The following is a 22941-nucleotide window of genomic DNA, read 5'->3' as shown; positions in this document are numbered from 1 at the left end:
ACGGCGTTTTTTTGACATCATTCCTATATTTGTTAAACTAGGAAGTACTTTGTTTTAGGAGGTATGTATGGATTCGTCAAATACAACGAAAATTGGTTTATTTCAACTTGTAATGTTAACCTTAGGATCATTAATCGGTTCAGGATGGTTATTTGGTTCGTGGGAAGCTTCGAAGGTGGCTGGGCCCGCGGCTATTATTTCCTGGATTGTTGGTGGTCTCGTGATTGCGACGATCGCGTACAATTATATCGAATTAGGAACAATGTTTCCGGAGGCCGGTGGGATGAGCAAGTATGCTCAATATTCACACGGTCCTATGCTTGGCTTTATTGCTTCGTGGGCTAACTGGATCTCACTAATTACTTTAATCCCTATTGAAGCTGTTGCAGCGGTTCAATATATGAGTTCTTGGCCATGGTCATTCGCTAAGTGGACTCATGGATTCTTGGCTAACGGAAAAATTACGACACCAGGGTTATTAATGGTTTTTGTATTTATTGCCGTTTTTACTCTGCTAAATTACTGGTCAGTCAGTGTGCTGGCAAGGTTTACTAGTTTTATTTCAATTTTTAAAATTGGTATCCCAATCTTGACGATCATCATGTTGACCGTCTCAGGATTTCACCCAGAAAACTATGGTCATTCACTTCATGAGTTTATGCCATATGGTTCTGCACCGATTTTCTCAGCGACTGCAACCGCCGGGATCATCTTTTCATTCAATGCTTTTCAAACAGTAATTAATATGGGAAGCGAAATCAAAGATTCTAAGCATAATGTTATGCGTGGAATTATGATTGCTCTCTTGATCAGTGGTGCCATTTACATTGTGTTGCAGAGTGTGTTCATCACTTCAATGCAACCAGCATTCCTTCACGAATATGGTTGGAATGGAATTAACTTTAATTCGCCTTTTGCTGATTTAGCAATTCTATTAGGAATTCACTGGTTATCAGTCCTTCTTTATATGGATGCGTTTGTTTCACCATTTGGTACTGGGGTATCTTTTGCAGCTTCAACTGCTCGAGCCTTATATGCCATGGAATCTAATCAACACATCCCTAGCTTCATTGGTAAGATCAACCAGAAGTATGGTATTCCTAGAGTTGCCTTGGTAGTCAATGCAGTTTTGAGTATGTTAATGGTTTCCATTTTTAGATCATGGGCAACGCTAGCAACTGTTATCTGTACTTCGACATTAATTGCTTACCTAACTGGTCCGGTTACAGCCATTTCGTTTAGAAAAATGGCGCCTAACTTCAAACGACCAATTAGATTAAAACATCTGAACTTTATGGCTCCACTATCATTCGTCTTAGCTTCATTAGCCATTTATTGGGCCATGTGGCCAACGACAGTTGAAGTTATTTTGGTAATCGCCATTGGCCTACCACTTTACTTCTATTACGAGTACAGAGCAGGATTTGTTAACACCAGAAAAGCCTTCTGGTCATCTCTATGGATGATCGTATACTTGGCATTTCTATCACTCGCATCATATGGTGGTAGTAAAGAATTCAATGGAATGAACTGGGTTCATTATCCATATGATTTCATAATTATTATCGTCGCAGCGCTCATCTTCTATGCTTGGGGGATTCGAAGTCACCATGTATTTGCTGACTTCTATCAAGCTGAAAAATTAAACGATTCGGTAACAGAATAAATAATAAGAAAAAACAGGATTTCCTTTCGGAAAACCTGTTTTTATTATGTATAGATGCTAGTGATCCAGACTAAACTTAATCTATACATGAATAAAATTGACTTCGTTTAAAAAGATCGTACCAACGATTAATATGCCTAAACTCAACCCTGTAACCACATGAGATAATTTCATCGAATTGCGACCTCCTCTACTTTTATATATCATGCCATAGTCAACTTAAATCTGACTTAAATAAAAAAGCTGGCAAAATGCCAACTTCTCATGAATTAAAATGAAATGTTTTTAGTAAAAATCAGTACTAATCCAGCAATCGCTCCCGCAAGAATAACCAAGGTCGTCAAAATCTCTCGTTTAGATAGCCAACGGCGGTTATGTTTGTTGTGGCGACCCTTCATAAATAAGAAGAATCCTGGAATATAAGCGATACAACATAATAACAAATATTGGAGACCAGCTAGGTATATTGCCACGGTCTCAAATATCAACGCCACCAAACCAATGATCAGTTGCGCTGCACTGCCCTTAGTATGAATATTTTGCCAAGAGTATTTAACTTGATAAGCAGCTACGAAGATGTAACTTACAACGATTGCTGCTGTACATAGTGAGTAAGCAAAGTCATACGCTCTGGAAGTAAATATAAGTGTGCACAAGAATGCCTGAATCAGTAATCCACTAATCACTAATGAAAATGTTGGTGCTCCATGACGGTTTTCTTTACCAAATGCTTTCGGCAACAAATCATGATCAGACATCAATCTAACTGTTTCAGCCGGTAGCATCGTCCATGACAACCATGATCCAAGAGTAGAGATAAATAATCCCACGCTGATCAAAGCGCCACCCCAGGTACCAACCATCATCTTAAAAATATAAACCATCGCTGGTTGACTGATATTTGCCAACTCAGCTCTTGAAAGATAACCGTAAGGCAAAATCGAAGCCAATATGTAGATTACCAGCAAGCAACACAGACCAAGAACAGTTGCTTTACCAACATCGCTCTTCCGCTTGGCACGTGAAGACATCATGGTGGCTCCTTCAATACCAACGAACACCCACATCAAGACCATTAAACAGTTTTTGATTTGAGTACCGACACCACTGCCACCATTAAAATTACCACTCATATTATTCCAAAAATGAGCTGTAAAAACATTTCCTTTAAACATAATAATTGCAAAAACAATGAAGGTAAATAATGGAATCAACTTACATATAGTAATGACTGCATTCAAAATCGCTGCGCTCTCCACACCACGATTAACAATGTACATCAGAATCCATGACACACAACTGGCCATAATAATGGATGGAACATTATGACCAGATTTAAAGATGGGAATGAAATAACCAATTGCACTCATCATAACTGTGGCAAACGCGACGTTACCCATCCATGAAGACAACCAATAGCCCCAACCACTGATAAATCCAGCGTATTCACCGAAGCCTTCCTCAGCATACGCAAACACACCTTCAATATCTGGCCGTTTATCAACTAAATTCATTAGACTAAGGGCCAAAGCCATTATTCCAACGCCGACAATTAGCCAAGCTAATAACGCAGGCCCAGGAGAAGCCGACTTTGCAAGATCAGATGTTAAGGCGAAAACCCCTGCTCCGATTGAAGAAGTTACTACCATCGCAGTAAGTGACATAAATCCAATTCCGTTAGGATTACCCTCCGGATGACTATTCGTTTCCATGTAAAACCTCTCTGGGAATTAAACCCATATAATATAGTAGTAATTATGCTAACTACATAATATAACAGAACTAGCCAAATGCATAATTTATAAAATGCATTTTTAAGTAAGGGCTTTATTTAACCACTTTATGGAATCTGTGCTACTATTGACGCATAAAAATATAATCTTAATTAACAATATTTATAGGGGGATTTAATTATGGCATCTAAAATTGCATTGATCGTTGGTCCAGGACATGCTGGCCTTGGTAAGGCACTAGCTACAAACTTTGGCAAACAAGGATATCAAATTGCGTTAATGGGGAAAAACGTTGATCCTTTAAATGATTTAGTAGCCGAATTAAAGACAGATAATATCGATTCATTCACTGTACCAGTTGATCTTGGCGATCCTGCTAGTGTTGCTGAAGGACTCAAGACCATTAGCGAAAATGGTGATTTACAAGTGGTCGTATATAATGCCACTATGAGAACTAAGAACAAGCCTTCTCAACTCACCAGTGATTTATTAGTTGATAGTTTAACTAGCAACCTTCTTGGTGCAGTTACTGTGACTAACCTGGCATTACCATTATTAAAGGCCACTGGGGATGGCGTCCTACTTTATACAGGATCAGTTGTGGCTGCCAAGCCTGGAACTACCGACGTTGAGCAATCAATTGGTAAGGTTGGACTACACAACTACGTGCTCGCTTTGAACAAGGAACTAGCTAAATCAGGTACTTTTGCCGGAATGGTTACAATTAACACTTATATTCGTGAAGGCAAACCAGGTCACATGGACCCTAATGAAATTGCCAAAGCATATGCTGATTTGGCAGCCAATAAGAATACTCCAAATGTTGAATATCATTAATTACACAAAAAAGGATTGGAATAATAATTCCAATCCTTTTTTGTATATCTGTGCGGTTTATAGAAAACCATCTACACCATTCCGATAGTTATTGAGTTTGTGGTCAATTTGCTCAATTTCGGTATATTTTTCCTGAATATCAGCCAGCACTTTTGTTTTTTGCTTTTCTAAAATTCGAATTCGCTCAGGAATAGTATCATCGCCTTGATCAATCAGTTTGCGATATTCTTGAATATCTGTGATTGACATACCAGTTTTACGCAAATATCTAACAAAAATCAACCAGTGAACTGTCTCATCGTCATCAAAAAGGCGTTTATTATTAGCGTCTCGCTCAACGGACTCAATCACGCCTTTTTCTTCATAAAATCTGATTGTTCTAACTGACAACCCCGTTTTATGTGCCAATTCTCCAATTAAAATCATTTTTTTGCTCCTTTTTAGTTGACCTCCAGTTACGTAAGGCGACTATTATTTAAACATACAATATCACAATTTGAAAATTAACCTAGGAGGTTAAAGAAATGAACGAAATATTAACATTAATTACTGGTGCTGACCGCGGTATGGGTTTTGAGATAGCTAAAGAATTAGGTCAAGTTGGACAACATGTTTTAATTGGTGCCCGCAACTACGAACGAGGCATGTTAGCCGTTGATGAACTTCGTAAACAGGATATTGATGCTGACATTGTGCTATTAGATGTGGCGGACGAAGATAGCATTATCGCCGCACAACATAACATTACTGAAAGTTTCGGTCATTTAGATATTTTAATTAACAATACCGGTATCACCCTAGATAATTGGGAGAAGCCATCGACTCTTAGCATCGATAAAATTCGGGGAGATTTTGACGTCAACTTTTTCGGTCTAGTTTCAGTCACGCAACACATGTTGCCTTTACTAAAAAATTCATCCAGCGCCAAAATCATTAATATCTCGAGTGCAGTTGGCTCGCTTAACATCGCATCAGATCCAACTAGTAGTGTTTATCAGCACTTTTCTTTTGGTTACCAAGCTTCTAAAGCTGCCGTTAACATGTTTACGATTGATCTTGCTAATGAGCTAAAAAATAGTCATATTACAGTTAACTCCGTCAATCCTGGATGGGTAGCAACCGATTCACCTGTCGGCGGTGGACCAAAGACACTTCAAGAAGGAGTTGCCCGCACTGTTGAATTAGCTTCGCAAGCAACCAATTCTATTAATGGCACTTTCTCCGATACAGATGGTATCGTTCCTTGGTAACACAAACTTTTTCACATAATAAATCTAATCAAAGAAATGGCGCTATTGAAACGATAAGGTTTCAGTAGCGCCATTTACTATTATCACAGTAATACTAATTATTAATTTTATTTGCAGTTAAACCCATGGCATTAATGGCAACAACAACTGTCGACAATGCCATCAAGATAGCTCCAACTGCTGGATCCAAGATAATGCCAGCAAAGGCTAACACACCGGCAGCTAATGGGATGGCAACGATATTGTAGCCAGCTCCCCACCACAGGTTTTGAACCATTTTGCGATTGGTAATTTTGGCTAAATCTAAGAATCGTAAGATATCACTTGGTTCTGATTTGACTAAAATAACATCCGCCGAATCAATGGCGACGTCTGTTCCAGCGCCAATTGCGATACCAATTTCTGCAGCAGCTAAACTTGGTGCATCGTTAACACCGTCACCCACCATGATAACGTGATTACCATTAGCTTGATATTCAGCGACTTTGGATTGTTTGTCCTCAGGTAACAACCCGCCAACAAATTCAGTAATTCCCAAAATTTCTGCAACATGAGCTGCTGATTTCGGATTATCACCCGTTAACATAACTGGAGTGATTCCGCGTTTCTTTAAGCCATCAATCAATTTTTGAGCTCCTGGTTTAATAGTGTCGCCCTCGGCAACCATGCCAAGAACCTTATCTTGCTTGATCAGGAAACTAACGGAATTTCCTTTAGTAGCCCATTCGTCTGCAGCAGATTCATCAAATTGAATTTGGTGTTCGACTAAATACTTGGCATTGACTATCGTAAATTCTTCACCATTGATTTTTCCAGTGATACCAACTCCAGGGATATTCTTAGCATCGCTGGCCGAATCAACTTTGCCCAATACATCATTAGCGTAACTGACAATTGCTTGAGCCAATGGATGGTTTGAATTACTTTCCAATGCAGATAAATCCCTCAACAATTCGTCTTTAGTAACGTCAGTAGTTGGTACCAAGGCGTTAACTTTGAATTGACCCTCAGTTAATGTTCCGGTTTTATCCAATAAGACATGAGTAATTTTTTGACTAGCTTCAATAGCTTGACGATTTCTAATCAACAAACCATTTTGAGCACCAATTGAAGTTGATCTAGCAACAACTAATGGAATTGCGACACCTAATGCATGGGGACATGCAATTACCAACACGGTCACTAGTCGATTCAACGCAACTGGTAATCCTTGAGGCAACCAGGCAAAGAAGGCAATCAGACCGACACCAGTAGCTGCATAAAATAAGTATCTGGCAACCATGTCGGCCTTACTTTCAGCGCTTGATTTTGATTGTTGCGCGTTTTTAACCATATCCATAACTTGTGATAAATAACTAGAATCACCGGTTCCAGTAACTTTAACAACAATCGTGCCATCGTTGTTTGTCGCACCACCAATGACTTTATCACCATTATTCTTTTCAACCGCCTCAGACTCACCAGTAATTAATGATTCATTGACCGTGGTTGTTCCCTCAGTAATTTCACCATCAGCCGGAATGCTTTCGCCAGCATTCACCTTTACAGATTGGCCGACTTTAAGTTCACTAACCGCAACTTCAGTAGTTTGACCATCATCAGCAACTAGATGAGCAGTCTTAGGTAAAAGAGCAGCCATTTTTTCCAAAGCATTCCCAGCACCCATGACTGCATTCATTTCAATCCAGTGACCTAATAACATAATCAAAATCAATGTGGCCAATTCAAACGAAAAGTCCATAACGTGATCTGCATGCGTAAAGTTATTCGCAATAAATGAGTAAATACTATAGAAGAAAGATACCGAAATTCCCAAAGCAATCAGAGTCATCATCGCCGGTTCTTTGCTTTGTAGCTCGGATTTGGCACCCTTTAGAAATGGTTCTCCACCATAAAAATAAAGTGCAGCATCAAACATTAACACAATGATACCGACTAGCAATGGATTACCAGCATTAATAATTGGTCTTTCAAGTCCCATGATAGGGGCTAAAAACAAAACCGGAATCGCTAAAATCACTGAAATCCAAAATTTTTGCTTTAAATTCCCCATGTGCATCATATGCCCACCGTGCATCATCATGTCATCTGAATCCATATTCATATGGTCGTGCATCCCATCCATATCTGTATGATCCATTTTCATTTGTTCATGATTCATCTCGTGTTCCATTTCATTATGTTGATTATTCTTCATTGTCATTCACCTCACAACAATCACTATTTCCATCTGGAAGACAATTACATTCAACCATCTCAGGAGCCGTTGCTGCCTTAGCAGCCAACAGTTCTTGCAGTTGTTTAATATCATCTTTTGATAATTCCCTACTATTAATTACTTGTTCAATAGTCTCACCGGCACGCATAGCACACATGCGATCAAATAGATCAATTGCAGCAGTTGCCATTGACTCTTTTTCTGTAACTGCTGGTTCGAATACGAATGGTCGGTGTTCACCAATTTGTTTAACCGCCTCTTTTTTGATCAATCTGGCTAATAGAGTTTTGGTAGTTGAATCGGACCATCCTTGAGTTTCGTGCATCATATCGATCAGTTGTCGACTGGTAACTTGATGTAAAGTCCAGATTACCCGCATTACTGTCCACTCAGAATCAGAAATAGTGACATTTTTAGCATCAATCATTCAAATTCACCTCTCATATTTAAAATATTCGTTCGATTTACTAAAGTCTACAACTGTAAACTTAGTTTGGCAAGTATTTTTATATGACATCTGGGAAAATCTAGTAAATTATGTAATATGAAAACTTACCAAAAGTTATTCTCAGAATTCCGCAGAGCTAACTTTTCTAATCGTAATTATAAACATTAATTGTGTATTTTATATTACAAGTGTTACTCGCCTGTAAAAAAACTTCGGTTTATGACTTCATCTCTTAACTTTACAGATATTTGGCAGTAATAAATCCATAGTAGTATGGCGACTGTTGTATATGAAGAGGCAAGTTAATAAATTACTTGTCCAGAATTTATTTTTATAGGAGTGTACTCATTTGAAGAAATTAGTTACTACATTACTCGCAACTACTGCTGCTGCTCTTGGTTTGTTCTTTGCTGGATCAGCTAACGCTGACGCATCAACAAACTATACTGTTAAGTCAGGTGACTCAGTTTGGGCCATCTCACAAAAATTCGATTCAACTATCAACGCTATCGAAAATGCTAACAACATCCAAAACGACTTGATCCTCCCAGGACAAACTTTAATCATTCCTGATGGAACAAGCACAACTACAGCAGCTGCTCAACCTGCAGCAACTAACAATACCGCTGTTGCTCAACAACCTGCACAAACTACTAATACTCAACAAACTCAAACTTACAGCCAACCAGCTGCAAGTCAATCAACTACTAACTACGGTAGTTCTAAGAGTGCCGTATTGAGTCAAATGGCTTCAAGAACTGGTGTTTCTGCATCAACTTGGAACTACATCATTAACCGTGAATCAAATTGGCAACCATCCGTTCGTAACAGTTCATCTGGTGCCTACGGTTTATTCCAAAACATGCACATTAGTGGCGGTTCTGTTCAGGACCAAGTTAATGCTGCCGTAAGTCTTTACAAGCAACAAGGTTTAGCTGCTTGGTCAATGTAATCTAACCTTTTAGGTTATTTGCATTAATCATTAAATTAAAAAGGATTCCTACGATTTCAGTAGGAATCCTTTTTTGTAACCTAATCATTTCAACAAATCACTTAATGTTACGCTTATGGAAACCATTATGTAACATTGTATTGAAATGCATATTTGAATATAAATTGTAAGTCCCGTCACCACGCGAATATTATGCTATTTCAACCATGATTAACCGTTACATTTATTACTCGACTGTAAAATAACCCCGTTTTGTGACTTTATCTCTTAACTTCGGCGCTATTTGTTAGTAACACTTACCGTGTAAACTATGGTTTATTGATTGAGACAAAGCAATCAAATATAGATTTAAAAACTAAACTTAATTAATTATAGGAGTGTACTCATTTGAAGAAATTAGTTACTACATTACTTGCAACTACTGCTGCTGCCCTTGGTTTATTCTTAGCTGGTTCAGCTAATGCCGATGCATCAACTAACTACACCGTTAAATCTGGTGACTCAGTTTGGGCTATCTCTCAACAATTTGGCTCAACTATTGATGCTGTTGAAAATGCTAACCACATTCAAAACCACTTGATCCTTCCAGGACAAACTCTAATCATTCCTGATGGAACAACTACAGCAGCTGCTCAACCTGCAGCAACTAACAACACAACAGTTGCTCAACAACCTGCACAAACTAATGCACAATCAGCAACTGCTACTCAATCAACTACTAACTACGGTAGCTCAAAGAGCGCAGTGTTAAGCGAAATGGCTTCAAGAACTGGTGTTTCTGCATCAACTTGGAACTACATCATCAACCGTGAATCAAACTGGCAACCATCAGTTCGTAACAGTTCATCTGGTGCCTACGGTTTATTCCAAAACATGCACATTAGTGGCGGTTCTGTTCAAGAACAAGTTAACGCCGCTGTAAGTCTTTACAAGCAACAAGGTCTTGCTGCTTGGTCAATGTAATTTAATTATTACTATTAAAAAGGTTCGGGAATTTCCCCGAACCTTTTTTTGTACATATTTAACTAATTTTCAAGCCAATTTTGTGTTTCATATAAAGAATTCTCTCAACTGATCGGTCAAGTTGGTTCATAGAAATTTTATTCTGCTTTACAGCCCGCTTAATTTCTGAAATTCCGTTCTGATAATCATTGGATAACAAGATATCATTGCCAGCCTCAAACGCCACCACATCTCTGGAAATATGATACTTATTAGCGTAATCACTGACTGCACCCATTTGTAAACTGTCAGAGGCAATGACTCCGGAATATTTCAAATCATTCCGCAAAATGGAAATATCTTTTTTAGATAAAGAAGCCGGTCGTCTTGGATCAACCTTATTCAAAATAATATGGGTAACCATGATTGAATCAGCACCAGCTTTAATCGCCGCTTCAAACGGAACAAAATCCGTTCGCTTAAATTCTGCCAACGACTTGTTGACTGTGGCTGTTCCGGTATGAGTATCTGCGGCAGCTCCGTAACCAGGAAAATGTTTAACTGATGTCGCGATTTTCCTATCCTGAATTGCTTTAACTGATGCACTGATATACTTAGCAGTGGCTTGGTAACCCTTACCCAATGTTCGGTCATAAATAAAGTTATCCGGTTGTTTAGAAACATCAGCCACCGGAGCCAAATTCCAATTAATTCCTAAATTCTTTAAGTTATCTGCCTGATGACGATAATTACTCAAAACGGCCTTCATGCCTCCACGGTTGAATGCTGCTTGCGGTGACAGATAATTACTATGGCCAGAGATATGAGGATTATCACTTAACCTTGAAACCGTACCACCTTCTTGATCAGTCGCAATCAGCAATGGCAATGATGCTGATTTTTGATAACTTGATAATCTATGTTTAAATGTCTGTCGATTACCCACAAAGTTATTTCCCATCAATAAGATGCCACCAAAATGATATCGTTGAATATCTTTTTTAACCCGTTGGGAATCATTTGACACCTCAGTCACAAACAATTGACCAATTTTTTCATCCAGTGACATCTTACCAACTTGTTTAGCGATTTTTTGCTTAGTCGTTAAGATAACTGGTGCCTTAGCAACTTTCTTGGTTGGTGCTTGAGCCGGCTTATTAGCCGCACATCCAGCCAGAATACCAATCAAAATTAACGGTATTATCTTTTTGAAATTCATGAATATCTGCCCCCAAAATTAAATCCTAATTTTATTATAGCCCAACACAAAAAATACCGACCACTAATGAACTTCACTAGTGACCGGTACTTTTTATTTAGTGGCAGCATCAAACTGTGTTGCGACATATTCTCTATATAACTCATGGCTCTTAACTAATTCAGAATGTGTTCCTGAACCACTAACTTGACCATGTTCAATAAAGTAAATATTATCGGCCCCCACAATCGTGCTAAGCCTATGGGCGATAACTAAAGTAGTTCGTCCCTTCATTAACTGATCTAAAGCCTTTTGGACCATCGCTTCTGATTCTGAATCAAGACTAGCTGTAGCCTCATCTAACATTAGGATTTTAGGATCGCGGAGAAAGGCCCGGGCAATTGCGATTCTTTGTCGTTGGCCACCAGAAACCTTCACTCCTCGTTCACCAACTTGCGTATCTAAGCCATCCGGCATTTCATGAACAAACTTATCTGCATAAGCTAACTGTAAAACATTCCACAATTGTTCATCTGAATATTCTCCAGTTAACCCATATGTTAAATTATCACGAATCGTGCCGGCTTTGATCGCTGAATCCTGACTAACAAATCCAATCTGTTTTCGCCAAGAGTTCAAATCGATATTATTAATATCTGTGTCACCAATATTAATCTTACCGAAATCTGGTTGATAGAATCGCTCTAACAGACTAAAAATCGTTGATTTCCCGCCTCCTGAAGGGCCAGCAAATGCCACGACAGTACTTGGTTTAGCAGTGAAACTGACGTCTTTTAAAATTGGGGTTGAATTATCATAGCCGAAATCAACATGTTCCATTGATAAGGTCTTACCTTCAACATCAACGTCATCACCAATACCAAATTTTTCTTCAGGTGCTGCTAATAAATCTTGAATTCGCTCAGTTGAGCCACTCGCTTTACCAAGTGTGGAAACAAATTGACCAAGGATCATGGCTGGGCTCATTAATTGGAATAAATACATAAAAAACGAGAACATCTTCCCCAAAGACATAGTGCCTTGGGATACTCGAACAGCTCCGTATCCTAACACACCAACAAACAATGCCAGCATGACCGTGGTCATCAAAGGACCAGAAATAGCATCATAGATGGCCTCTTTCAAGCCGATTTGATATAAAGATTTGATAGATTTAAAGCCTAATTTTGATTCATATGGTTCAGCGTCAGAAGACTTAACTAAGCGAATTTCGCTTAATGTTTCGTCTGCTTGACCATTGAACTTAGCCATCTCGTCTTGGCGACTGCGACCGATTTGGCGAGTTCTTTGAGCAATCGGTAACATAATCACCATCACTAATGGAATCGCCAATGCCATGATCAACGTCATTTTCCAGTCCATCATTACCATCAACACTAGTGCACCCACAATAGTGATCAATGCGCTAACTAGATTGGGAAAGGAGTTAGCGACTAATTCCTTAACTTGAGAAGAATCGTTGATCAATCTGGAAGTCATCTCACCTGACTTAGTTTCATCAAAATAAGATACTTTAAGCTTCAGCAACTTACTCCAGATCAACTTTCTTAATTCACTGACGATACTCTCACCAAAGAATCCTAAAAGTGAGCCAGATAAACTACTTACCAGAGCACTTACCAAAAATAAAACGATCACTCCAATAATTAACGGTTCACTAATTCCATTTTTAAAGCCGTTGATCATACTTTCAGCGGCCTTAGGAACTGCAAGTTGCATCCCCGTTGCAATTAAACTCAATACCAATCCAACCCATAGTTGCCAATATATTGGCTTAGTTTTGCGAATTAACTGCATAAAAGATCTGAAATTAAATTGGCCACCTCGTGGTCTTTGTTCAGTCATTGGTCCACGTTGCATGATTACTTATCTCCTAAAATTAATTGTTATTTTCGAAATGGATTGCCGCCAGGAAACCTACCGTGTGGAAATCCGAAACCACGCTGGTTACCAAACGGACCATTAAACATCTCATCATCTTCATCTAAGTCAGATAACTGATCATTTAATTTTTTCAGGATTCTCGTCAACTCCACTTGTTCATCCTCAGTTAACAAGTTCATCAACTTTTCCGTTGATTCATCCACGATTGCGGATTGTTGTTCAAGAGCTTGGCGACCCTTGCTAGTTATATAAATCAGCGAAACTCGTTTATCTTCTTGGCTTTCTCGACGTTCAATGAAACCATCAAATTCTAGTCCTTTAACTTGTAAACTAACTGAACTAGGACGAATATCTAGAATTTCTGATAGTTGTGAGTTAGTCACACCGTCATTTTCGCTAATTGCTTGTAACATGCGGGATTTCCCACGCGCGTTGTCTTGCTGTTGTTGACGGAGATGTAATAACACCGTTCCCATAAAGCTGCGATTAGTAACCATCTCTCCTAATTCATCCATAAAATTTTTGTCTGCCATAACATTGCTTCCTTATTTTAAAATTTATTTAGGTTGATAAAACATTGCCTAACTAACAAGATAATATATTAAATCGTTAGTTAGGCATTGTCAACGCAAACTAACTAAATAATCAAAAAAATCCACTGACCAATTTATTCTTGATCAGTGGATGGTTTTATTTAATAACGTCATCACGATTTAATAGACGAATCTCCTCGCCATCTGCGACTTGTCGGTCAATATGATGTTCGCCCCAAGTACATAATTGATTCAAAATATAGCTTAATGATTCACCATACTCTGACAACGAATACTCAACCTTGGGTGGAATTTGGTTATAAACCTGGCGATCAACAATGTGATCATGTTCCAGTTCACGCAGCTGTTGTGTCAACATTTTCTGCGTAATGTTAGGAATTGCCCGTTTTAATTCACTGGTTCGCTTGGCACCATGACGTAAGTGACATAAGATGATTGGTTTCCACTTACCACCAATGACCTCCATGGTAGCTTCGACACCGATATTATAAGTTTTTTCAACTGTGTCCATGCTTTTCTCCCTTGATATATCAATTTATTACCTAAAAGTACCTATAGCACTAAAAAGTACGTACTTGTTATAGAACTCCGTACCCGTATAATACATATTACTTGCTAAAAACACAACCCTAATGGAGGAATCAAATGGAAAATCGAAGAATTTCACCAGCACTAACATTGACCGCATTAGCCATTAATGCTTTTGCGATTGGATCAACTGAATTTATCAGTGTTGGTCTTATGCCCCTTATCGTCAAAAGTTTCAATATCTCACTTGCTCAAGCAGGTTTAACAGTTTCTATCTATGCACTAGGAATTACTATTGGTGCTCCCATCCTGACTGTGCTAACTGCCAATTGGGATCGGCGGAAACTAATGTTGGCTATCATGCTAATATTTATTATTGGTAACTTGCTGGCTGCAACCGCACCAACATTTGCGATCCTACTACTTGGTAGAATCGTTGCTGCCCTCGCTCATGGTATCTTTATGTCTGTTTCATCTCTAATCGCTGCAGATGTTGTACCGATGGATAAACGAGCCAGCGCAATTGCCATTATGTTTACCGGCTTGACTGTCGCAACTGTTACCGGTGTTCCGCTCGGAACCTTTATTGGCCAACATCTTTCATGGCACTGGTCATTCATTTTCATTGCAATTGTCGGATTAATTGGTTTAATTGCTAACTTCTTCTTAATCCCTAATAATTTACCTCACCCAGAAACCCGCCCGGATTTAAAAGGTTTCAAACGAGTATTAACAAATCAACCAATCGTCCTCGCTTTGTTGATTACTGCACTTGGTTATGGTGGTACATTTACTTCATACACGTACTTAACTCCCATTCTAGAAAAATACATGCACTTTAGTGCTAACGCAGTCGTAATCATCTTAATCGTTTATGGATTAATGGTAGCCGTCGGAAATACTATTGGTGGTCGTCTGGCAAATTCTAATCCACTTAGTGCTTTGATCAGAATGTTCATTGGCTTAGCAATTACGCTAGGACTATTATTCATCTTTATTAACCAACCAGTATTAGGTTTAGTTGCCGTTATGTTATTAGGTTTGTTTGCCTTTATGAACGTCCCCGGACTTCAACTATATATTGTGCAATTAGCTGAAAAATTCACACCAAATGATATTGGTCTAGCCTCTGCTTTAAACATCTCCGCTTTTAACATTGGTATCACACTTGGCTCTTTCATTGGTGGTGAAGTAACTGCCACCCTATCTGTTGCCATGACACCTATTTTCGGAGTTATCATGGTAGTAATTGCGATTCTGCTAACCGTTCGTTTAGCATCCGTCATGAAAACTAGATAAGACTTAATTGATAAGAAAAAAACAATCACGCCAAGTGCAATCGCATCTGAACGTGGTTGTTTTTGTTTTAAATATACGTTATCGTATTACCTATGATTCTTCATTCAAGGAGGTAATTAATATGATCTATTCACCATTAAATGAATGTGATGTTCCAGCAATTCGCTAATCAGCGGATTGCATCCGCTGATGATTTCTAAACTTTAGAATCTATGCGGAGGAAAAATTACAAATGAAAATTAAAAACATTATCGGTCCTATTGCTCTAAGTGTCGCTGCCAGTATCTGGGGAGGCATGTTCGTAGTTGTCAAAATCGTCGTCAAGTACATCCCACCAATCGAATTAGTGTGGTCACGGTACCTGATTGCCATCATTGTGTTGATTTTATTTTCACTAATTAGACGCGAAAAATGGCATATTAACAAACGTGATTTAGTTCTAGTGGTTCTGATTGGGTTAATTGGCAATACGATTTCCATCGTCGCTCAAGAAACTGGCACATGGTTATCGAATGCCCAAACCGGCGCAGTGATAACGTCAGCCACACCAACTTTTATGTTGATTTTTGCTTGGGTACTTTTAAAAGAACGCTTAAACAAATTTAAAATCATCGCGGTCTTAATGGCAACAGCCGGAGTAATCGCAATCGTGGGTGTTCACATCAGCGGTAAACATATCTTCAAAGGTATTCTGCTACTGGTCGTGGCAGCACTCACGTGGGCCCTAATGTCGGTATTGATCAAGAAAGTTAAAACCTATAGTTCCCTACAGATTACGATAATCGCTACCTTGGTCGCAATTATCTGTCTGACCCCATTCGTGATAGCAAACCCAAATAGTATGGCCACGATTAACTTAACTAATCCAATTATTCTGTTATCCCTACTATACTTGGGAATCGTCTCGACAGCATTCGCCTTTATCCTCTGGAATTATGGCCTAACCTTAGTTAGTGCCAGTAATTCGGGATTGTTCTTTTTGTGGCAACCAATTGTTGGCACGATCCTAGGTTGGCTATTCCTGAACGAATCCTTAACATGGGGATTTCTGATTGGGTCATTATTGATTTTGTTGAGCGTATGGTTAACTATTCGTTTCGATAATTAAGAAATTGAATTAATAGTTCTTATAAATGTTTCAACAATAAAATGCCTCGTAGTGTTATCTTGATGACTAACATTATGAGGCATTTTTTAAACTCTTATTAATTGTAATAACGATTGTTAATCATTATCTGGTTGTGCTTTTGGTTGGGCTTGTTTACTTCTACTGTGTTTCCACCAGAAGTGAATCGATAAAATAATTAAGAATAATGCACCCACACTAACTGATGCCCGAGTATCGGGATTAATGAACATGAAGAGAACGATAATCAGTAACGAAGCGATACCGATATAGTTACTAATTGGATAAAATGGCATCGTAAATGGATGCATCTTGATGACTTCGGGATTAGAACGTCTAAATCTTAACTCGGAAATCAAGATTACGAACCATGGCACCATTCCTGGTAACACACTTGAACTGTAAACCAACACGAAGATGTTTTGAGCGGCACCAAATGCTGATAATACGATGTTTAAGATGATCCCGATTAAGATTCCTCCTGAAATTGCTAAAATCGCAACGGATGGCACCTTATGTGGAGAGAGCTTGCTATAAATTTTAGCTACTCGGCCTTCTTTAGACAATTTGTACAACATCCGACTAGCACTGTAAATTCCTGAATTAGTACCTGACATTGCAGCAGTTAAAACAACAAAGTTGATAATTCCAGCTGCTCCAGCAATTCCGACCTTAGAGAAAGTCTCAACGAATGGTGAACCGACAGTGGCTAATTGGTTCCAAGGATAAATAGTTACAATTACAAAAATTGCTCCAATATAGAAAATCAATATCCGCCAAACAATTGACTTAACTGAAGTAACGATAGCCTCACGTGGGTTAGAAGCCTCTCCAGCAGTGATTCCAAGTAATTCTATTCCTTGATATGAACCAACAACAATTGAAAGTGCAAAGAAGAATCCTTTAAAGCCACCAGTGAAAAAACCGCCATTTTGCCACAAGTTAGCTAATCCCATTGGATGCCAGTTGTTACCAAAGCCCAAGAAGATTACCATCATTCCGACAACAATCATCAAGATAATCGTGACTACCTTGATTAAAGCAAAATAGAATTCGATAGTTCCGTAAGCCTTAGCTGACACTAGGTTAGCCAACGTCAAAGTGATGATTACCACTAACCCGGATATCCACCCAGGCAAATTAGGCCACCAATAATTCAAATACTGACTAACTGCGATAACTTCACTAATTCCAACAACTATGAATTGGAAAATATTACTCCACATAGTTAAGTACCCTGCTAACGGATGAATATAATTTGTAGCGTAATCAGCAAATGAACCAGTGCCAGGATTAATGTAAATCATTTCCCCCAGGGCACGCATTACTAAGTATAAAATAAATCCTGCAAAGCCGTACGCCAACAGGACTGATGGGCCAGTCCACTTAATCGTTGCAGTCGAACCCATGAATAATCCAACTCCAATGGTTCCTCCAAGAGCAATCATTTGCATTTGATTTGACGACAACGATCTTTTTAACTGTGGTTCTGATTCCTTCTTATCCATATGTCAATCTCTCCTCGCATAATAAAAACCACCCAACCAGATTTAGTACTACGGAAATCGTAATGCAATCTGATTGAGTGGCTTGTGTTTTTAATGATAATTTACAGGCACTTTAAAATACTCAACCAGGCATAATGGTGGTTGAGGTGGAGGTCACTGTTCCATTAAATTTATGTACGTCATTAATCTTAATTTTCATAATTATGACCTCCTTATTTCTTAGTTAGTAAGTTTATCATTAAATTCTAATAATTACAAACAAATTTTGAAATTTATTTTTTTACTCGCAAACTTTGTTATTTAACAGCTTTCTTGTATCTCTCTAATCGTTATCAGAAGTAATTCGGTTACGACCATTGCGTTTAGACTCATACAACATCTTATCCGCACGCTCATACAGGTCATCGCTATTATCATTCGCATGCTTTTTCGCGATCCCAATTGAAACTGTAATTGGAATAGATACCCCTTTATATTCAATTTCTGCAATTTGTATTTGCTGATTAATTTCACGGGCTATCTCTTCAACATCATGAATATGGACATTCCTAAAAATAATGTCAAATTCTTCACCACCAACTCTATAGCATTCCACCCCAGGAATACCATTGGTGATTTGTTTGAATGACCACCCAACAAAAGACAAAATTTTGTTACCTGCCAAGTGACCATGCTGATCATTAATCATTTTAAAATGGTCAATATCTAAAGCCATCAAATGCAAAGAATTACCATCATTACCGGCATTTTCTATAGCATAGGAAAGATCCTTAGTGAATGCCCCATCATTCTTTAACCCTGTTAAATAGTCCGTCCTTGCCTGTCGAGAAATCATAATAATTTCATTATTGTCTGTCATAATTTGAGTCAGTTCAAAGCTAAGGCAACCACTCGTTATCATAAAAGCAAAAATTTGATACCACATATTCGTATTTGTAAACGTACCACCACTGAGCCAAAACCAATATGCAATTACCACAACGTTAACGCTTATCAACCAAGTTAACATCTTAATTTTTTTCAATTGTAATAACTTAACAAAATATGCAAAAATTACGTATCCTCCAAGAAAAATTGCAATAAATACTGGTGTATTAGCACTAATTCCCCTAAGGGTAATATAGGAAATCAAACTAATCATCAGTACCGACAATCCTTCAACCTGTCCTAAATACGCCATGATATAAATAACTAACAGAATACGAAAATTAACAAATCCTCCACTGCCTACATTGTGAAAGCTGTTCACCTCTAAGATTACGGCAATAATGCCAAAATACAAAATACTAATTATTCTTTGAATTCGCTCAAAAGTGGTAACGGACCACTCAGTTTTTGCATAATTCAAGGCCAGCATTTGCATGATTACTTGAAAAAAAAGTGCTACTCCTAATACAAAAAACACGCTTGTCATCAGTGGGGACAATAACCATGAATGATTCGTCATACAAATACCTCAATCTAAATTCGTCCTAACTTAATTCTTTATCCACCGCTTGTTGAGCAACTAAATTCAAATAATTAAATGGCTGATCATAGTGGGGATTATACAACATGTCAATGTACGCTAGTTCGTCAATTGTGTTACGATTTTGAATAACTATCGAAATCGCATTTGCTGATTGCGCCACCTCATACTTACTAATCAGCTGTGCTCCTAATACTCGTCGTGAATCACGATCATAAACCAATTTGATAGTCAGTTTTTCAGTCGAAGGCATATAATCAGGACGATAATCGTCTTCCCAAGTAACCGAAGTTGCGTTCAATCCCTTACGTAAGGCATTTCTCAATGTTAATCCAGTAGAAGCGATCGTATAACCATAAATCATAAGAGCCGATGTGGCTTGAGTCCCCATTGATTTTTGAACATTACCTAAAATGTTAATGCCCGCAAGAGCTCCTTGACGGATAGCATTAGTAGCCAATGGAATATATGATTCATTGTCATCATCCGGATTAAAATGCTGGACACTAGCGTCGCCAGCAGCGTAGATATCAGGATTAGAGCTTCGCATATAATCGTCAACTATAATGGCTCCTTCACGAGTCATATCAACTTGGCCTTGCAACAAATCAGTATTTGCTAAGAAGCCTGTGCAAACGATTGCCAAGTCCACATTATAAGCCCTCTTGTCTGTCTCGACAACTACTTCATTAGTATCTTCACTATTTTCAAAAGATTGACAACGTTCACCTAATCGAACGTCAGCCCCATTCTCTCTCAATAAATTTACGACATAATCTGATGTATCTGGGTCAACGTAATTATTTAGCAATTGTTCATTAGACTGGATGATAGTAACCTCATGTCCAGTTGAAGTGTAACCTTCGGCGAGTTCAACTCCAACATACCCACCACCAATGATTGCAATTCTGTGATTGTTTTTAGCGGTCTCATGGATTGCTCTGGCTTGGTTATAATCTTTACACAACAAAACTCGGGAATCATCTACACCATAAATTGGTGGCAATGGTACATATGACCCAGTTGCCATGATCAGCTTATCGTATGCATCTGTAAAAATCTTTCTTGTCTCTAAGTTTTCAACTGTAATTGTCTTTGTTTCTGAATCAACCTTTAAAACATCATGATTAATGTTTATTTTAGCGCCAGTCTTAGCCAATTCTTCAGGGCTGGAATAACACATTGTTTCTAGCTTATCAACCATGCCGCTTAAATAAAGTGGCACTCCACTAGAAAGGAATGACACATTGTTATGGCGCTCATATACCACAACTTCTACATCCGGGTAACGTTTAGTAATTTCATTAATTGCTGCAATCCCCGTATGAGTACAGCCAACTATAACAACTTTCATCTTTCCACTCCCATAATCACCTTGGATCATCACTTTCAATACGTAGCAAATGTGGTGCGCCGTAGTAATATCCTTGTCTTAAGTCAATTTCAAGTGACGTTGCGATTTCATCATCTTCTTTATTTTCAATTCCTTCAAGGATGAATCTCAACTTATTATCAATTGCTATTTGATGCCAAAACTTAACTTTTTCTTGGATTTGAGGATCACTAAATGGTTTATCAAAATTTTGTAACGCAAATTTGACTTCTGATGAATATGGAATTAATTCTGCAATTCGATCAAGTTGGTTTTCCCCTGTTCCAACATCATCAATACATAATTCCATTCCCCGTTCTTCAAACACTTTAAAATGTGGTTCCATATCTGCAACTGTAATGCCTTTGTCTGAGGGCTCCTCAGTTAATTCAATATTCACCCTCATTGGTCGCAGAATATCCTGAGCTTCACTAACTGCCCGATTAATTGCTGGGTCCATCATCTGAGTACGATTTAAATTCAATGAAACTGATCCAATTTTCAATGCCAATTTTTTGGAAGTAGCTAATAAAACGTCTGCGATAACATCTGCAGGAATATCAGCAAATCTAACCGGCGGCTCCCAATGGTCACCTACGAATTTTTTCATTAACAACTCGTAGCCAATTAGCGAGTTCGTGAACTTATTTAGCTGCGGTTGAATAAAATAACGGTACATGTTAATACTCCTTTAAAAGGCCTTATTTTAAAACGTTTAACTTAATTAACTCACACACTATTATATTAACACTTAAGGCCTTTAACAATACTAAATAGCGTGCATTATCAATGATTTCCCATTTGTGAAGCTAATAAAGAAACTAAATTATTATACGAATAAAATTCATTTGTTTTAACAATACCGATACCACCATTTAACTTAGAAGACGGTTCATTGACTTGAGATTGCCAAACAATCTTCATTGCCTTTTGGTAGTATTCCTGGTCATGAACATTAGCAAAAACCATCGCTGCTAACCCATAATTGGCTGGTGACTGATTCTTATCAACGATTTGGCCGGTAACAGTATAAGTATTGGCGAGCTGATGTTGATCGACTTGTAACCTTAACCAATTCAAACTCGTCTTTTTGAGTTTACCAACTTCAGCCAAATGCAATAAAACTTCCAATGCTTCAGAACCGTTCAACGCCTTTTGTGAGTACTGCTTAGTTTTCCAATCATAACTTGCTGCATAAAGTGGGAAAACATCCCCAAGATAGCCATGTTCCAGCACTCGCAGCTGATGTTGATATTCTTTTCGGCCTTTTTTTGTCGCTGATTCAAAGTACTTTAAAGTCTTTAAATCAAAGTAAGCCAGTGACCCATTATCCGTTCCTTTTTGTAACTTTAAATCATAGAAGTTAGTTAACTGGCCATTTTTAATAACATTTTGACTCAGTTCGGCAAACTTTCTGGCAGCAACTTTTTGGTAATGAGTGGTCTTGCTTACTGCATCATAAATAACCATAGAACGCAGGATTCTCAAATCATCCAAAGTCGCATTAACATCCGCCTGTTTATCTGCATCAGGATCGTATCGATAACTGTACTGACTTCCCTGACCAAAGGTCTTATTGGTTTGACTTAAGAATTGATGGAACGATTCATTCTGCTTGGATAGCGCTAAATAGGTCAACCACATACCTGAAGACTCACTCAACATTTCATGACCGGTCGCGTATTCAGTCGATTGTTTATGATTATTTAGATTTGTGTAGATTCCTTTTTTGACCAACAAGTTATTTTGAATAAAATCCCTTAACTGATTGGAACGTTTTACATCTGTCTTAGTAACCCTCAGCTGATATTTCGGTAAAACATTCTTATTAGTTTGTTGGTCAGGCACGTTAACTTGAACTTGCTTGTTGGAGCCACAGGCAGTGATAAATAAGCAGCCACAACAAAGTAATAATAGCTTAATTATCTTTTTCATCT

The 22941-nt window shown here is 38.3% G+C and carries 20 protein-coding genes; 7 read left to right on the top strand and 13 right to left on the bottom strand.

The features are described from left to right. The first annotated feature begins 67 nt into the window (after nucleotides 1–67). Nucleotides 68–1666: an APC family permease gene (locus O0236_RS01890; RefSeq protein WP_268912490.1), complete on the top strand. Its 1599-nt coding sequence runs from the start codon at nucleotides 68–70 to the stop codon at nucleotides 1664–1666. 269 nt (nucleotides 1667–1935) lie between these two features. Here O0236_RS01890 and arcD read toward each other — a convergent pair whose 3' ends face one another. Further along, nucleotides 1936–3378 (bottom strand): arginine-ornithine antiporter, encoded by a 1443-nt coding sequence (arcD, locus tag O0236_RS01885; RefSeq protein WP_268912489.1) that lies wholly within the window; start codon nucleotides 3376–3378, stop codon nucleotides 1936–1938. A gap of 201 nt (nucleotides 3379–3579) precedes the next feature. Here arcD and O0236_RS01880 point away from each other — a divergent pair, with 201 nt between their 5' ends. Beyond that, entirely contained in the window at nucleotides 3580–4236 is a 657-nt protein-coding gene (locus O0236_RS01880) for an SDR family NAD(P)-dependent oxidoreductase (protein WP_268912488.1), read from the top strand. A gap of 57 nt (nucleotides 4237–4293) precedes the next feature. Here O0236_RS01880 and O0236_RS01875 read toward each other — a convergent pair whose 3' ends face one another. Beyond that, on the bottom strand, nucleotides 4294–4662 hold the full coding sequence (locus O0236_RS01875) for a MerR family transcriptional regulator (RefSeq protein ID WP_268912487.1): 369 nt from the start codon (nucleotides 4660–4662) through the stop codon (nucleotides 4294–4296). Between the two features lie 98 nt (nucleotides 4663–4760). On the opposite strand from O0236_RS01875, the gene O0236_RS01870 reads away from it, so the two are divergent. Then, a complete protein-coding gene (locus tag O0236_RS01870) occupies nucleotides 4761–5486 on the top strand; it encodes an SDR family NAD(P)-dependent oxidoreductase (protein WP_268912486.1) in 726 nt (241 codons plus the stop codon). Between the two features lie 94 nt (nucleotides 5487–5580). Here the strand turns inward: O0236_RS01870 and O0236_RS01865 are convergent, their stop codons facing one another. Continuing rightward, on the bottom strand, nucleotides 5581–7689 hold the full coding sequence (locus O0236_RS01865; protein WP_329608897.1) for a heavy metal translocating P-type ATPase: 2109 nt from the start codon (nucleotides 7687–7689) through the stop codon (nucleotides 5581–5583). Continuing rightward, complete coding sequence (locus tag O0236_RS01860; protein WP_268912484.1) at nucleotides 7673–8131, bottom strand: CopY/TcrY family copper transport repressor; 459 nt, start codon at nucleotides 8129–8131, stop codon at nucleotides 7673–7675. Before O0236_RS01860 ends, O0236_RS01865 begins: the two co-directional genes overlap by 17 nt. Nucleotides 8132–8501: 370 nt before the next feature. Here O0236_RS01860 and O0236_RS01855 point away from each other — a divergent pair, with 370 nt between their 5' ends. After that, on the top strand, nucleotides 8502–9104 hold the full coding sequence (locus O0236_RS01855; RefSeq protein ID WP_268912483.1) for a LysM peptidoglycan-binding domain-containing protein: 603 nt from the start codon (nucleotides 8502–8504) through the stop codon (nucleotides 9102–9104). 387 nt (nucleotides 9105–9491) lie between these two features. After that, nucleotides 9492–10067: a LysM peptidoglycan-binding domain-containing protein gene (locus O0236_RS01850; RefSeq protein WP_268912482.1), complete on the top strand. Its 576-nt coding sequence runs from the start codon at nucleotides 9492–9494 to the stop codon at nucleotides 10065–10067. 58 nt (nucleotides 10068–10125) lie between these two features. Here O0236_RS01850 and O0236_RS01845 read toward each other — a convergent pair whose 3' ends face one another. From O0236_RS01845 to O0236_RS01830, 4 genes are all read right to left on the bottom strand, one after another. Beyond that, nucleotides 10126–11265, bottom strand: a complete 1140-nt coding sequence (locus O0236_RS01845; RefSeq protein ID WP_268912481.1) for a glycoside hydrolase family 3 N-terminal domain-containing protein — start codon at nucleotides 11263–11265, stop codon at nucleotides 10126–10128. Between the two features lie 93 nt (nucleotides 11266–11358). Beyond that, nucleotides 11359–13125 (bottom strand): ABC transporter ATP-binding protein, encoded by a 1767-nt coding sequence (locus O0236_RS01840; RefSeq protein ID WP_268912480.1) that lies wholly within the window; start codon nucleotides 13123–13125, stop codon nucleotides 11359–11361. A 26-nt stretch (nucleotides 13126–13151) separates the two neighbouring features. After that, nucleotides 13152–13682 carry a MarR family winged helix-turn-helix transcriptional regulator gene (locus tag O0236_RS01835; RefSeq protein ID WP_268912479.1) on the bottom strand — a complete coding sequence of 177 codons (531 nt, stop codon included), beginning with the start codon at nucleotides 13680–13682 and terminating at the stop codon, nucleotides 13152–13154. Between the two features lie 157 nt (nucleotides 13683–13839). After that, nucleotides 13840–14214: a winged helix-turn-helix transcriptional regulator gene (locus O0236_RS01830; RefSeq protein WP_268912478.1), complete on the bottom strand. Its 375-nt coding sequence runs from the start codon at nucleotides 14212–14214 to the stop codon at nucleotides 13840–13842. Between the two features lie 134 nt (nucleotides 14215–14348). Between O0236_RS01830 and O0236_RS01825 the strand changes: the two genes are divergently transcribed. Together O0236_RS01825 and O0236_RS01820 are read left to right on the top strand one after the other, a co-directional pair. Next, complete coding sequence (locus O0236_RS01825; RefSeq protein WP_268912477.1) at nucleotides 14349–15530, top strand: MFS transporter; 1182 nt, start codon at nucleotides 14349–14351, stop codon at nucleotides 15528–15530. Nucleotides 15531–15762: 232 nt separating this feature from the next. After that, complete coding sequence (locus O0236_RS01820) at nucleotides 15763–16638, top strand: DMT family transporter (protein WP_268912476.1); 876 nt, start codon at nucleotides 15763–15765, stop codon at nucleotides 16636–16638. A 116-nt stretch (nucleotides 16639–16754) separates the two neighbouring features. Here O0236_RS01820 and O0236_RS01815 read toward each other — a convergent pair whose 3' ends face one another. The 5 genes from O0236_RS01815 to O0236_RS01795 form a co-directional block, all read right to left on the bottom strand. Beyond that, nucleotides 16755–18164 (bottom strand): amino acid permease, encoded by a 1410-nt coding sequence (locus O0236_RS01815; protein ID WP_268912475.1) that lies wholly within the window; start codon nucleotides 18162–18164, stop codon nucleotides 16755–16757. 322 nt (nucleotides 18165–18486) lie between these two features. Next, nucleotides 18487–19611, bottom strand: coding sequence for a GGDEF domain-containing protein (locus O0236_RS01810; RefSeq protein ID WP_268912474.1), 1125 nt, complete (start codon nucleotides 19609–19611; stop codon nucleotides 18487–18489). Between the two features lie 25 nt (nucleotides 19612–19636). Next, nucleotides 19637–20986 (bottom strand): FAD-dependent oxidoreductase, encoded by a 1350-nt coding sequence (locus O0236_RS01805; RefSeq protein ID WP_268912473.1) that lies wholly within the window; start codon nucleotides 20984–20986, stop codon nucleotides 19637–19639. Nucleotides 20987–21002: 16 nt separating this feature from the next. Beyond that, a complete protein-coding gene (locus O0236_RS01800) occupies nucleotides 21003–21683 on the bottom strand; it encodes an EAL domain-containing protein (protein ID WP_268912472.1) in 681 nt (226 codons plus the stop codon). Between the two features lie 107 nt (nucleotides 21684–21790). Beyond that, the gene (locus tag O0236_RS01795) at nucleotides 21791–22939 is read right to left on the bottom strand and encodes a glycosyl hydrolase family 8 (RefSeq protein WP_268912471.1); all 1149 of its coding nucleotides are present in this window, start codon (nucleotides 22937–22939) and stop codon (nucleotides 21791–21793) included. Nucleotides 22940–22941 lie beyond the last annotated feature (2 nt).

Source organism: Lentilactobacillus sp. SPB1-3 (assembly GCF_026913205.2).
Classification (GTDB): Bacteria; Bacillota; Bacilli; order Lactobacillales; family Lactobacillaceae; genus Lentilactobacillus; species Lentilactobacillus terminaliae.
This window is presented reverse-complemented; position numbering and strand designations above follow the sequence as displayed.